This is a genomic window from Aeromicrobium sp. CF3.5 (assembly GCF_051262695.1).
Lineage (GTDB): Bacteria > Actinomycetota > Actinomycetes > Propionibacteriales > Nocardioidaceae > Aeromicrobium.
Window position 1 is genome coordinate 165505 of sequence record NZ_JBIMEZ010000004.1, and the last position, 13601, is coordinate 179105.

At 70.0% G+C, this 13601-nt stretch carries 11 protein-coding genes; 2 read left to right on the top strand and 9 right to left on the bottom strand.

What is annotated here, in order from left to right; translation table 11 throughout:
- Positions 1 to 73 precede the first annotated feature (73 nt).
- Genes ftsY through ACHAA3_RS09745 form a run of 5 tightly spaced genes read right to left on the bottom strand, consistent with a single transcriptional unit; the run spans position 74 to position 7019 of the window.
- Positions 74 to 1216: a signal recognition particle-docking protein FtsY gene (gene ftsY / locus ACHAA3_RS09725; RefSeq protein ID WP_435708798.1), complete on the bottom strand. Its 1143-nt coding sequence runs from the start codon at positions 1214 to 1216 to the stop codon at positions 74 to 76.
- A 26-nt stretch (positions 1217 to 1242) separates the two neighbouring features.
- Positions 1243 to 2877, bottom strand: a complete 1635-nt coding sequence (cydC, locus tag ACHAA3_RS09730; protein WP_435708799.1) for a thiol reductant ABC exporter subunit CydC — start codon at positions 2875 to 2877, stop codon at positions 1243 to 1245.
- Complete coding sequence (cydD, locus tag ACHAA3_RS09735; protein ID WP_435708800.1) at positions 2874 to 4508, bottom strand: thiol reductant ABC exporter subunit CydD; 1635 nt, start codon at positions 4506 to 4508, stop codon at positions 2874 to 2876. Before cydD ends, cydC begins: the two co-directional genes overlap by 4 nt.
- Positions 4505 to 5527: a cytochrome d ubiquinol oxidase subunit II gene (gene cydB, locus ACHAA3_RS09740; RefSeq protein ID WP_435708801.1), complete on the bottom strand. Its 1023-nt coding sequence runs from the start codon at positions 5525 to 5527 to the stop codon at positions 4505 to 4507. Before cydB ends, cydD begins: the two co-directional genes overlap by 4 nt.
- 28 nt (positions 5528 to 5555) lie before the next feature.
- Positions 5556 to 7019 (bottom strand): cytochrome ubiquinol oxidase subunit I, encoded by a 1464-nt coding sequence (locus ACHAA3_RS09745; protein WP_435708802.1) that lies wholly within the window; start codon positions 7017 to 7019, stop codon positions 5556 to 5558.
- A 107-nt stretch (positions 7020 to 7126) separates the two neighbouring features.
- Between ACHAA3_RS09745 and ACHAA3_RS09750 the strand changes: the two genes are divergently transcribed.
- Together ACHAA3_RS09750 and ACHAA3_RS09755 are read left to right on the top strand one after the other, a co-directional pair.
- Entirely contained in the window at positions 7127 to 7489 is a 363-nt protein-coding gene (locus ACHAA3_RS09750) for a BlaI/MecI/CopY family transcriptional regulator (protein ID WP_435708803.1), read from the top strand.
- Positions 7486 to 8364 (top strand): M56 family metallopeptidase, encoded by an 879-nt coding sequence (locus tag ACHAA3_RS09755; RefSeq protein WP_435708804.1) that lies wholly within the window; start codon positions 7486 to 7488, stop codon positions 8362 to 8364. Before ACHAA3_RS09750 ends, ACHAA3_RS09755 begins: the two co-directional genes overlap by 4 nt.
- A 293-nt stretch (positions 8365 to 8657) precedes the next feature.
- On the opposite strand, the gene ACHAA3_RS09760 is transcribed toward ACHAA3_RS09755, so the two are convergent.
- The 4 genes from ACHAA3_RS09760 to ACHAA3_RS09775 form a co-directional block, all read right to left on the bottom strand.
- Positions 8658 to 9230 (bottom strand): NYN domain-containing protein, encoded by a 573-nt coding sequence (locus tag ACHAA3_RS09760; RefSeq protein ID WP_435708805.1) that lies wholly within the window; start codon positions 9228 to 9230, stop codon positions 8658 to 8660.
- Complete coding sequence (locus tag ACHAA3_RS09765) at positions 9223 to 9678, bottom strand: acyl-CoA thioesterase (RefSeq protein WP_435708806.1); 456 nt, start codon at positions 9676 to 9678, stop codon at positions 9223 to 9225. Before ACHAA3_RS09765 ends, ACHAA3_RS09760 begins: the two co-directional genes overlap by 8 nt.
- The gene (gene smc, locus ACHAA3_RS09770; RefSeq protein WP_435708807.1) at positions 9675 to 13241 is read right to left on the bottom strand and encodes a chromosome segregation protein SMC; all 3567 of its coding nucleotides are present in this window, start codon (positions 13239 to 13241) and stop codon (positions 9675 to 9677) included. Before smc ends, ACHAA3_RS09765 begins: the two co-directional genes overlap by 4 nt.
- Before the next feature lie 87 nt (positions 13242 to 13328).
- On the bottom strand, positions 13329 to 13529 hold the full coding sequence (locus ACHAA3_RS09775) for a hypothetical protein (RefSeq protein ID WP_435708808.1): 201 nt from the start codon (positions 13527 to 13529) through the stop codon (positions 13329 to 13331).
- Positions 13530 to 13601: the final 72 nt, after the last annotated feature.

The following is a 13601-nucleotide window of genomic DNA, read 5'->3' on the forward strand; positions in this document are numbered from 1 at the left end:
GGCCTGCAGGTTTCAGCCAGATCACGAAGTGACTCGTGCGTTACGAGCACATGACGAATCGGAGTGCGAACGGTCAGTCGAGCAGTGCGTCCACGAAGTCGACGGCGTCGAACGGCGCCAGGTCGTCGACGCCCTCGCCGAGGCCGACGAACTTGACCGGAACGCCCAGCTCCTGCTGCACGGCGATGACGATGCCGCCCTTGGCGGTGCCGTCGAGCTTGGTCAGCACGATGCCGGTGACGTCGACGACCTCACCGAACACGCGAGCCTGGGTGAGCCCGTTCTGACCGGTGGTGGCATCAATCACCAGCAACACCTCGGTGACGGGGGCCTTCTTCTCGATGACGCGCTTGACCTTGCCCAGCTCGTCCATCAGGCCACTCTTGGTGTGCAGGCGGCCGGCGGTGTCCACGAGGACGACGTCGGCGCCGTCGGCGATACCGTGCTGCACGGCCTCGAAGCCGACACTGGCGGGATCGCCGGCCTCGGGCCCGCGCACCGTGTGCACGCCGACCCGGTCACCCCAGGTCTGCAGCTGGTCGGCGGCGGCTGCACGGAAGGTGTCGGCCGCGCCGAGCACCACCGACTTGTCGTCGGCGACCAGCACCCGGGCGAGCCGTCCGACCGTGGTGGTCTTGCCCGTGCCGTTGACCCCCACCACGAGGACCACACCGGGCAGTCCGTCGGCTCCGACCGAGGACAGGGTGCGGTCGCGCCCGGGATCGACGATGGCGATCAGCTCTTCGCGCAGCACCTCCTGAGCGCGCTGCGGGTCCGTGACGCCCTCGACCCTGAGACGGGTGCGCAACGACTCCACCAAAGCCTGGGTGGGGCCGACGCCCACGTCCGCGGCCAGCAGCGTGTCCTCGATCTCCTCCCACGCGGCCTCGTCGAGCGTCGACCGTCCGAGGATCGCGAGCAGGCCCTTGCCGAGCGAGCTGTTGGACCGGGCCAGGCGGCTGCGCAGCCGCACCAGCCGCCCCTGCGGTGCGTCGGGACGCTCGCGGTCGGACAGCTTCTCCTCGAACGGCTCGTCCTCGGACGGCAGCTGCGGTTCGGGATGCTCGGGATGCTTGATCGACTCGGCGGTGATCTCGTCGAGCACGTCGGGCGGGGGCAGCTCCCCGCTGGATCGGCGCGCCACGAGGAGCGCGACGCCGCCGCCGAGGATGACGACGGCGGCCGCGATGATCAGGACGAACAGTGAGGTGGTCACCGGTCAATCGTAGGTACCGGTTCGGCTCATGGCGTGGGCGACATGGCCGAAACGCCGACCTGGACCTCAACACCGTGTCGGCGCACGGCGGACACGACGCCCGGCTCGTGCGAGATCAGCACCACGCTGCGTTCGGGAGCCAGCGCGAGCAGGTCGGCCACCAGCGCCTGGCCGGCGGCGTGGTCGAGGTGCTCGGTGGGCTCGTCGACGATGAGGACGTGGTGCTGGTCGAGGAGCAACCGCGCCAGGCACAGCCGTTGACGTTCTCCACCCGACAACGCCGTGCCCGCCTCACCGACCGGGGTGTCCAGGCCCCGCGGCAAGGACTCCACGAACCGGCCGATGCCGGCTGCGGCGAGCGCCCGCCACAGGTCGACGTCAGAAGCGCTCGGAGCCGCGATGAGCAGGTTCTCGCGGATCGAGGTGTTGAACACGATCTCGTCCTGGGCCAGCACACCCACCACGGACCGCACGTCATTGCCCCTCAGGTCCCTGACATCGATGCCGCCGAGCCTCAGCACTCCGTCGACCGGGTCGAGCAGGCGCGCCATCGTGAGCCCCAGCGTGCTCTTGCCCGAACCACTCGGGCCGGTGACCACCATGACACCGCCGGCGGACAGCTCGAACGAGATCGGCTCGGTGTGCGCACCAGTGACGGGGTCGGGCCATCCGACCACGAGATCCTCGGCGACCAGGTCGAAGGCAGCCGGCACGGCGCGCGACTGCACCGGGTCGGCGACCGGGGTCGGCACGGAGGACAGATCGGCAAGACGGCGACGGGCCGCCTCGATCTCGGGGCGCAGTCGCTCGGCGTCGGCCAACGCCTCGAGCGGCTCGAGCATCGCCAGGGGCGCCAGGACCGCGACGCCCACCAGCACCGGGGCGATGTCGGCGGTCAGCAGCGCGCAGGCCGCCATCGCGACTCCGGTCAGCGCCGTGACGGCCGCCCCGGCCGCTGCTGCCGCCCCGACGCCGCGCTGCTGCGCGCGGCCCAGGACCGTCGTGCGCTCACGTACAGCGGTGAGCACCGGCCCCGCCGCTCCGGCCATCACGAGGTCCGGCGCGGCCCGCACGGCCTCGGCGACGTCTGCGGACATCTCGCCCCGCAGGTGGACGGCGTCGACCTGTCGACGGGCGTGCACCGCCATGCCGTACCGGACTGCGGCCATCGACACCACCGTCTGGGCCGCAACCACTGCGGCGGCGGCCGGCACGAGCCAGGCGAGGACGGCCACGAGCACCGCGGCCGAACCGAGTGCGGTGATCCACGGCGATCGCAGACGCAGCATCCGGTCGAGCACGGAGTCCACGTCGGACACCACCCGATGCACCAGGTCACCGCGCCGGCGCCGGCCCAGACCGGCCGGTGCGACGCGGTCCAGCTCGCCGTGCACCGCGACCCGCGCATCGGTCAGGGTCGCGAAGGCGGCGTCGTGGGTCAGGAGTCGTTCGGCGTAGCGCAGTGCGGCTCGGGCGAGCCCGAAGAATCGCACCGAGACCACCGCGACCATCAGGTACAGCACCGGCGGCTGCTCGGCGGCACGCACGATCAGCCAGGACGACACCAGCAGCAACCCGATCCCGGCCAGCTGGGACAGCACACCCAGGGCACGGCCCCAGCCCAGTCGGCTCCCCACGCCCTGCCTTTTGCCGAGTCTCATGCCTGCACCTCGGCAGTCAGACCCAGGTCGACGAGGCGGTCCCCCGCCTCGATGGCGCGAGGTCGGTGGCTCACGATCACGGCGGTCGCCGCACACTCACGCACAGCGGCCACGACGGCGGCCAGGACGGCGTCCTCGCGCTCGGCGTCGAGACCGGCGGTCGGTTCATCGAGCAGCAGCAGGACCGCGCCGCCAATGCGCACGCGCAGCAGCGCACGAGCGACCGCCACGCGACGCCGCTCCCCCGCCGACAGGTCGAGACCTTGTTCGCCCACATGTCGTTCCGGGGCCAGGTCCGCTGCACCGGCGGCGTCCAGCGAAGCCCGCACGTCTGCATCGGCCGGCGCTCCTGCGCACCCCAACCGCACGTTGTCGGCGATGCTGGCGCGCAGGAAGCCCGGAGTCTGGGGCACCCACGCGATCCGCTGGCGCCACTGCACGGGATCGATGTCCACGAGGTCCTCGCCACCGACCCGCACCGCGCCGCGGGTGACCGGCTGGGATCCGAGCAGGACCGACAACAACGTCGACTTGCCCACGCCGGAGGGTCCGGTCACCACGACCACCTCGCCGGATCGGATCACGACATCGTCGACCCGCAGGCTCACCTCGGTGCGATCCGGGTGCTCGACCTCGACGCCGCGCACGACGAGGTCGTGGTGGCGCAGGTCAGGGGCGGGTCGATCACCACCGTGCCGGGGGTGGTCCAGGATCGCGAGGGCTCGACCGACCGCCTCGGCACCATCGGTGCTGTCGTGGAACAGGGTGCCCAGTCGGCGCAGCGGCGCGAACGCCTCGGGTGCCAGCAGCAGGACCAGCAGGGCCGGCTCGAGGGACAGATCGCCGTGGACCACCCGCAGTCCCACGCTCACCGCCACCAGGGCCACGGCGAGGGTGGCGAACAGCTCCAGCACGAACGAGGACAGGAAGGCCAGCCGCAGTGCCTGCACCGAGGCGCGTCGGTGTCGCTCCCCCACCTCTCGAAGACCAGCTTCACTGCGACGGCCGAACACCTTCAGCACGACCAGTCCGTCGAGCACGTCGGCGAAGTACTGCCCGAGTCGCTCCAGCGCTCGCCACCGACGATCGATGCGGTCGCGGGTCAGCAGTCCCACCAGCACGAGGAAGACGATGATCAACGGCAGCGTGATCCCGACGATCAGAGCCGCCAGCAGATCGGTGATGGCGATCGTGATCAGGACCAGCACCGGGACGAGAGCCGACAGCACGACCTGCGGCAGGAATCGCCCGATGTAGCCGTCGAAGGCGTCCAACCCCGGTCCCAGCAGGGTGACCACCGATCCACTGTCCGGCCTGGGCCCGACACGCCTGGGGTCGAGGAGGTCGTCGACGATCTCGGTGCGCAGATCAGCCTTGACCCGCACAGCGGCGCGCGCGGACACCACCTGATGGGCCCACCCCACGCCGGCCCGCACCGCCAGGCACACCACGATCGCGACCGCGAAGGCCGCGATCGGGCGACCGTCGAAGCGATCGGCCACGAGACCGGCGAGGATCACTGCCTGCGCCACGATCGCGACGGCCGTCGCGAGCCCGAGCAGGACGCTGACCACCAGCAGTCGTCGCACCCCCCGCGAACGGCGCACCAAGCGTGGGTCGAGCGGCTTCACGGCGCCCGGTCCTCGGCCGGCTTCTCAGCGGGAATGTGGTGCACACCGATGCGGCGGCGGAACACCCAGTACGACCAGCTCTGGTACAGCAGCACGATTGGGGCGAAGAACACCGCGACCCAGGTCAGGATGCGCAGGGTGTACGGGCTGGCGGCGGCGGACTCGGTGGTCAGTGACCACGCCGGATCCAGCGAGGACACCATGACGTCGGGGAACAGGCCGGTGAACAGCGCAGCGACCATCAGGGCGATCGTCACGGCGGTCGCGGTGAAGGCCCAGCCCTCGGCGCGGGCGACACCGGCGGCGAACGCGAGCACGAAGGCGATGAAGGCGCCGCCGGCCAGGATCCACACGGCTCCCTGGTCCTGCATCACGGCAGTCCACGTCAGAAAGATCAGCAGTCCGGCTGCGGTGGGCAACCCCGCCCGTAGTGCCAAGGAGGTGGCCCGCTGCCGGATCGGCCCGACGGTCTTGAGCGCGACGAAGAATGCACCGTGCACCACAAAGACGGCCGCGAAGACGACGCCGGCGAGCAGGGAGTACGGGTTCAGCAGGTCGAGCAGGTTGCCGACGAACTCGGCGTCGGCGTCGATCGGAGTGCCTCGCACCAGATTGGTCAGTGCGACGGCCCACAGCACGGCGGGCACCACGGAGCCGAAGACGATGGCCATGTCGCAGCGCTTGCGCCACTGCAGGTCGGCACGCTTGCTGCGGAACTCCAGCCCGATGATGCGCACGATCAGCGCCACCAGGATCAGCAGGAGCGGCAGGTAGAAGCCGCTGAACATCGTGGCGTACCACTCGGGGAAGGCGGCGAAGGTCGCGCCTGCCGCGACGATGACCCACACCTCGTTGGCATCCCAGACCGGTCCGATGGTGTTGATCAGGACCCGGCGCTCGCGATCGTCCTGCGCGAGTGCTCCCAGCAGCATGCCGACCCCGAAGTCGAAGCCCTCGAGGATCAGGTACCCGGTCCACAGGCCGGCGATCGCGATGAACCAGAGGGTCGTGAGCTCCATGTCAGTCCGTTCTCAGCAGTCGGTGGGATCAGTAGGCGTACGAGAGGGGCGCGTCGGGGTGGTCGGCGTCCACCGGCGGTTCGGTGTCGGGCAGCCCCTTGCCGATGTAGGTGAGCAGCAGCCGCACCTCGATGACCGCGAGGACCGCGTACAGCAGGGTGAAGGTGCCCAGCGAGATCACGATCTCGGCCATCGAGGTGCCCGGGGAGACCCCGTCCGCCGTTCGCATGAGTCCGAACACCACCCAGGGCTGACGGCCCATCTCGGTGAAGATCCACCCGAACGAGTTCGCCGCCAGCGGCAGCAGGGGCAGGACGATCGCGCCCCGCAGGAGCCAGCGTCCCGACGGTCGGGCCAGACTCGGCGTGCGGCCACCGCGAGTCATCCACAGCATCAACGCGCCCATCGCCATCGCGATGCCACCGGCGGTGATCATCAGGCGGAAGGACCAGTAGGTGATCGGGATGTTGGGGCTGTAGTCCCCGGGCCCGTACAGGTCCTCGTACTCGGCCTGCAGGGAGTCGATGCCGCGCACCTCACCGTCCAGCGTGCCGGTGCCGAGCACCGACAACAGCCGGGGAATCTCGACCTGGAGCAGGGGTTCGGATCCGTCGAGCGTGCCGATCGTGAAGGCTGAGAAGGGCGCTGGCTGCGCATCCTCGTAGAGCCCCTCGGCCGCAGCCATCTTCATCGGCTGCACCTCGGTCATGACCTTGCCCTGGAAGTCGCCGCTGATCACGGTGCCGAGTCCGGCGACCAGCAGCACGACCGCTCCCAGCTTGAGGGCAGGACGGAAGGCAGCGGCGGACCCGGCCGAATCAGCTACAGCGGAGGACTCGGCCGAATCAGAGACAGCACGGTCTGAGTGCCGCAGCAGCTGCCACATCGACACGCCGGCCACGAACGCACCGGCGACCATGAAGCAGCCGAAGATCTGGTGCGGGAAGGTCGTCAGCAGCACCGGGTTGGTCAGCACCGCACCGATGTCGGTCAGCTCGGCGCGACCGCTGGCCGCGTCCAGCTCGAAGCCCACCGGGTTCTGCATGAAGGAGTTCGCGGCGAGGATGAAGTAGGCCGAGAACACCGTGCCGAGCGCCGCGATCCAGATGCACGCCAGGTGCAGACCGGGCGAGAGCCGTCCCTTGCCGAAGATCCACAGGCCGAGGAACGTCGACTCGAGGAAGAACGCGAGCAACCCCTCGATCGCCAACGGTGCACCGAAGACGTCGCCGACGAAGCGCGAGTAGTCGCTCCAGTTCATCCCGAACTGGAACTCCTGCACGATGCCGGTCGCGATGCCCAGCGCGAAGTTGATGAGGAACAGTTTGCCGAAGAAGGCGGTGAGCCGATTCCAGTGATCCTTCCCGGTACGCCACGCGATTGTCTGCATCGAGGCGACCAGCACCGAGAGCCCGATCGTGAGGGGCACGAAGAAGAAGTGGTAGACGGTCGTGATGCCGAACTGCCACCGAGCGAGATCGAGCACGTCCATGACTGCCGCCTTCTGATCTGATCCACGGTCCGGTTCCTACGACGCTACGTAGTAGATACTACGCCCCGTAGTACCACTCCTACTACCCGATGTCGTAGATTTGTCCCATGGCACATCTGGGATCGCTCGAGCGAGCGGTCATGAACGTTCTGTGGGACGCCGCCGAAGCGATGTCGGTGCGCGACGTCCAGGACCTGCTCGAGGACCAGGACCTGGCGTACACCACCGTCATGACGGTGCTGGACCGACTCCTCACCAAGCAGATGGTCCAGCGCGAGCGAGACGGGCGCGCCTTTCGCTACTCCCCCGCGCTGACCCGCGACGCAGCGACGTCGGAGGTGCTCAACGCCGCACTCAACGACGCCGGCGCCGATCGCACGGCGGCGCTGGTGCACTTCGCCCGGACGGTCGACCCGACTGAGGCCGCCGCCCTGCGCGACGCACTCGACGAGATCCTCGACCGGGAATGACTCCGCTCTGGCTCGGCCTGATCGGCCTGGCTCTGGCGCAACCCGTCCCCCTCCTGCTCGCACGCGCCACGTGGCCCACCCGGTCCCCCATGGCAGGCGTGGTGCTGTGGCAGTCGCTGGCCCTCGGTGCCGTGCTCTCGATCTCGGCCGCGGCCCTGACCACGGCGCTGTGGCTGGTCACCCAGGAGCTCACCTGGTGGAAGATCGTGCTGCACGTGCTGATCCTCGCCATGGGTCCACTGGTGTGGTGGCGATTCTGGTGGGCGTTCGGCCAGGTCTGGAGCGAGACCTCCACCCGGCGCCGGCGGCACCGCGAGCTGGTCGACCTGCTCGGTGAGCCGCACGGCGCCCTGCCCGCGGTGCGCATCCTGGCCGAGCAGACTCCGGTCGCCTACTGCATCCCACGCCTGCGCGACGCCCGCGTGGTCATCTCCCAGGGCACGGTCGACGCACTCGACGATGACGCGCTCCAGGCGGTGCTGGAGCACGAACGCGCTCACGTCCGCACCCGCCACGACCTGGTGCTGGAGGCGTTCGGAGTGCTGCACAAGGCGTTCCCGCGCGTGCTGCGCACCGACGCATCCCTGCGCCAGAGCCAGGTGATGGTCGAGCTGATGGCCGACGACGCGGCCCGCAAGGTCACCGGCGACCCGGCGCTGGCCCGCGCGATCATGGCGCTGTCGGGCGGGGCGGCCCCGGACGGCACACTCGGCGGCAGCGTCGAGGGCCTCGTGCGGCTCGAGCACGTGCGCGACGACTCCGTGCGCGCCCGTCGCTGGTCGGCCGCCGCGAGCCTGACGCTCTCGGCGATCGTCCTGGTCGCGCCGACCGCCCTGCTCGCGATCCCGTACGCGGTGCGCACGGTGCCGTTCTGAGTCACTGGCCGTTCTGGGCCACGGGCAAGCGGGCTGCGGTCGCGCTGGGTCCGGTTCGCGACGGCTGAGGACGACGGGAGTGAACCCGCCTCGGGCCTGCTCTTCGTCTCACGCAGTGGACCACATGAGTCTCTGCCATCGCATTCGACGCAGCTGCCACTCGTGTCACCACCAGCGGTGGGTGAGTGGGCCATCACAGGTGCTGATAGGACGCCAACCCACCGCCACCCACCGCTTTCGTCCTCAGCCCGGCGAAGCCGGAACAACCGACCCCGGCCTGCTGAGCCCCGCGCCTACAGGAAGTCGAGCGGGTCGAACTCGTCGATCGGGATGATCCGGATGCGCGGCAGCGTCTCGTTGAAGGCGTGCACGTCGTACTCGAGGTCGTGGAACTCCAGACCGCGCTCGAGCAGGGCGCCGAAGCCGGAGTTGCGGAACTCGCGGAACGCCAGCAGCGCGGTGCGGCGATCGGGTCCGACCAGCGGATCGAGCTGCTCGATGAAGTCGCCGTCGTTGCTGGCCAGCATGACGTCGGCATCACGCCGTCCCAGCTCGACCAGCGTGCGTTGGATGGCGATGTCGACGACCTTCTGGTCGCTGCCGCCGGACAGCGGCACCGGCCGGAAACCGATCGCGGTCAGCGCCTGCACGAACGACATCGGCAGATCGCCGTTGGCGGCCAGGAAGAACAGGCCGGTGGCGGGCTGGTCCCAGTGGTTCTGCGCGAACTGCAGCAACCGATCCCAGCGGGGCCGCTCGTGCGGCTGGGGGCGACGCCCGAGGATCGACGAGCCGAGGGTCGCGTCGATGTTCTCGCCGTCGACCAGCACGTAGGTGGTGCGTTCGGTCAGGGATGTTTCATTCATGTGCGGCTCCCACCACGAGGGGCTCGAGGACCGAGCGGATGGCATCGGGGACGGGGGTGACGGCACGATCGGCACCCGTGACGTAGACGTGCACGAACCGCCCGATCGCGGCCGGTTCGGTGCTCTCGCCCTGGAACAGACCGATCTCGTACACGACGCTCGACGTGCCGAGCCGGGTGACGCGCAGCCCCGCGTGGACGTCGACGGGGAAACGCAGCTCGCGCAGGAACCGGCAGCTGGTCTCGGCGACGATCCCGTACTCGGGCAGAGCCCGGATGTCGGTGCCCGTGGCCTCGATCAGGTAGCCGTTGACCGCGGTGTCGAAGAACGAGTAGTACACGACGTTGTTGACGTGGCCATAGACGTCCTCGTCCTCCCACCGCGTCGAGATGGTTCGCAGCACCGGAAAGTCGTCACGGCCCGGCTCGATGGTGTGGGCTTCGGTCATGCTGACTCGTCCTCCTCGCGCAGGCGTTGACTGATGACGGCCGAGACACCGTCGCCGCGCATCGTGACGCCGTACAACGCGTCCCCGACCTCCATGGTGCGCTTCTGGTGCGTGATGACGATCAGCTGCGAGCTGGCCCGCAGCTCCTCGTAGATGCCCAGCAGCCGGCCGAGGTTGGTGTCGTCGAGCGCCGCCTCGACCTCGTCGAGGATGTAGAACGGGCTCGGCCGCGCCTTGAACAACGCCACAAGGAAGGCGACCGCGACCAACGACCGCTCGCCGCCGGAGAGCAGGGACAGTCGCTTGACCTTCTTGCCCGGGGGCCGCGCCTCGACGTCGATGCCCGTGGTGAGCATGTGGTCCGGGTCGGTCAGCACCAGCTGACCCTCGCCGCCGGGGAACAGCCGGCTGAAGACGTGCTCGAACTCGCGGGCGGTGTCGTGCCACGCCTCGGTGAAGACCTTCTCGACCTTGGCGTCGACCTCGTCGACGATCTCCAGCAGGTCCTGACGCGTCTTGCGGAGGTCCTCGAGCTGGCTGGACAAGAACTGGTGGCGTTCCTCCAGCGCGGAGAACTCCTCGAGCGCGAGCGGGTTGACCTTGCCCAGCATGGCCAGCGATCGCTCGGCCGCGCGCAGCAGCTTGATCTGCTCGGGGCGGTCGAAGGGCCGCGCCTGCGGCGGTTCAGCCTCGGCCGTGTCCTCGTCGGCCGTCTCCCCTTCGAGAGGAGGCACCAGCTGCTCGGGGCCGTACTCGGCGACCAGCGCCTCGGTCTCCAGGCCCAGCTCGTCGAGGGCCCGCGCCTGCAGGCTCTCCAGGCGCATGCGCAGCTCGGCGCGCGCCATCTCGTCACGGTGCACCGAGCTGGTGACTCCGTCGAGATCGCCGCTGAGCTCGCGCAACCGGGTCCGCACCGTGCGCAGCTCTTCCTCCCGACCGCTGCGGGAGACCTCGATCGTCTGGCGCAGCTCGGTGGCGCGGGTGATCGACGCGTCGAGGCGGATCAGGACGATGTCGGTGGCCGCCACGACCGCACGTGCGGTCTCTGCCTCGCGGCGCTGGCGTTCGCGGCGTTCGGCCGCTTTCTGGCGGGCCTCCCGCTCGGCCTCGGCCGCGGCGAACAGGGCCGTGACCTGGCCCTCCAGCGCCTTCGCGCGCTCCTCGTTGGTGCGCAGGGTCAGACGCGCCTCGGTCTCGGACCGGCGCGTCGTCGAGGCGATCTCGGCGAGCTCCTCGAGGGCCGAGGTGTCGGGCTCCTCGTCGGGCACCGACTCGGCCTGCTCGAGTCGCGACTCCAGGTCCGCGAGGCCCGACAGATCGGCATCGCGTGCCTCCTCGGCGGCCACGATGGCCGCCGCGAGTCGGTCGGCCTCACCGCGCGCGGCTCGCTGCTGCGAGCCGAACGATCCCAGATCTGCAGCGATGGCCGTCATGGTGGCATCGGACTCGTGCAGACGGGCCAGTGCGGTGTCGACCCGTTCCTGGGCGGTGTCGCGACGGTTCGAACGCGCCTCCGCGTCGAAGCGGAGCCGATCCAGCGTGTGCTGGGCCTCGGCCAGGTCGGTCTCGGTCTGGCTGATCGCAGCCTGCACCTCGATCAGGCTCTGTGAGGCCGAGGACCCGCCCGAGGCGAAGAACGTGCCGAGCAGGTCGCCGTCGCGCGTGGCAGCGGTGACGTCGGGGACGTGGTCGACCAGCTCGCGGGCGCGGTCGAGGTCGTCGACCACCGCGACCTTGAACAGGAGCCGGCGCAGCGCCCCGGTCAGCGCATCGGGCGCCTCGACGACATCGACGGCATAGGTGGCGTAGTCAGGCAGACCGGGCCAGGTGGAGTCGTCGACCTCGCCGCCGCCCAGCAGCATGCCCGCTCGCCCGAGATCCTCGGACTTGAGCTTGCTCAGTGCGGTGACGGCGGTCTCGACCTGGTCGACCGCCACGGCGTCGGAGGCCGACCCGAGGGCTGCTGCGATCGCGGCCCCGTACCCGTCTCGCACCGATAGGAGGGCAGCGACCGATCCGAGCAGTCCGCTGATCTCGCCGGTCGCAGCCAGCAACGCACCGACACCGTCCTTGCGCTCCAACCCCAGCTCCAGCCCCTCACGGCGAGCCTGCAGTGCGGCCAGCGCACGCTGCGCGTCGTTCTCGGTGGTCGTGAGCGCCGACAGCTCCTGGGACAACCGGTTGAGCTCGGCCTCGGCGACCTCGAGCTCCTCGTCCAGCCCGGTCTCGCCGGCGTTGAGCCCGGCGATCTGGTTCTCCAGCGTGGTGAACTCGCGCTGTGCGGTGCTTGCACGGTCTTCGACCTCGGCGCGCGCCGTGGTCAGCCGGCCGATCTCGTCCTCGGCGGCAGTCGCGCGGCTGCGCAGGGAGTTGACCTGCCCATGCAGGCGGGCCAGTCCCTCGCGCTTGTCTGCGGCGGCGCGCAGCAGACCAGCGACCCGGCGATCCTCGGCGTTGGCGGCGTCCTCGGCCTCGGCCCGCTCGGCGATGACGGTCTGCAGGGCCTCGGTGGCCGCGGCCACGCCGGTGGCCAGCTCGGCCAGCTGTTCGCGGGCCCGGCGCGCGTCGGCCTCCAGCTCCTCGGGATCGCGGCCGTGCGACTGGTCGTCGGACTCCACCGCGGCCAGCCGGATGCGTTCGTTGGCGAGACCGGCGGTGCCACGGAAACGCTCGCGCAGACCGGACAGGGCGTACCAGGTCTCCTGGGCGGCGGACAGGCGCGGCGAGTCCTCGCGCAGCTGGTCCTCCAGCTCGGTCTCGCGGGTGCGGGTCTCGACCAGCGCGGACTCCAGCGCCTGACGGCGCTCCTTGAGGGCTGCCTCGTCGGCCAGCTCGGTGTCGATCACCGTCTGGGCGGTGACGATGTCATCGGCGAGGAGTCGGGCCCGGGCATCGCGGACGGCGGCCTGGATGCCGGCCGCCCGACGAGCCACCTCGGCCTGGCGTCCCAGCGGCTTGAGCTGGCGCCGCAGCTCGGTGAGCACGTCGTTGAGCCGGGTCAGGTTGCCCTGCGTCGCGTCGAGCTTGCGCAGCGCCTTCTCCTTGCGCTTGCGGTGCTTGAGGACTCCAGCCGCCTCCTCGACGAAGCCGCGGCGTTCCTCTGGGGTGGCGCGCAGGACGCTGTCGAGCTGTCCCTGGCCGACGATCACGTGCATCTCGCGCCCGATGCCCGAGTCGCTGAGCAGCTCCTGCACGTCGATCAGGCGACAGGTCGAGCCGTTGATCGCGTACTCGGACCCGCCATTGCGGAACATGGTCCGCGAGATGGTGACCTCGGCGTACTCGATCGGTAGCGCCCCGTCGGAGTTGTCGATCGTCAGCACGACCTCGGCGCGGCCCAGCGGCGGGCGGCCCGAGGTGCCGGCGAAGATGACGTCCTCCATCTTGCCGCCGCGCAGGCTCTTGGCGCCCTGCTCGCCCATGACCCAGCTGAGCGCGTCGACGACGTTGGACTTGCCCGACCCGTTCGGCCCCACCACGCACGTGATGCCCGGCTCGAACTGCAACGAGGTGGCCGAGGCGAAGGACTTGAATCCGCGCAGCGTCAGGCTCTTCAGGTACACAGGAGTCCTCCGATCGCGCGGCTCATGGGCAGGGGCGTGTGGCAGACACCCTAGTGCGTCGAACCGGTGCGGAGGACGAGCGCTGGACTAGTGGGACACGCGTTCGCGCAGGTCGCTGGCGGTGACCGGTTCGAGGTGCTCGCGCACTGCGGCCAGCAGACCATCGTTCTCGATCTTCAGGCGCAGGACCTCGGCCTCGAGATCGGCGATGCGGCGGCGCATCCGGGCCGTCTGGCGCTGCTCGTCTGCGGTGGGGCCACCGATGAAGCCGATCAGTGCTTTGGCCATGTCGAAACTCCACGCAGGTCGTGATTGAGAAGGAGCAGACGCAGGCTGTCTGCACCTGCGATCGTCCCACCG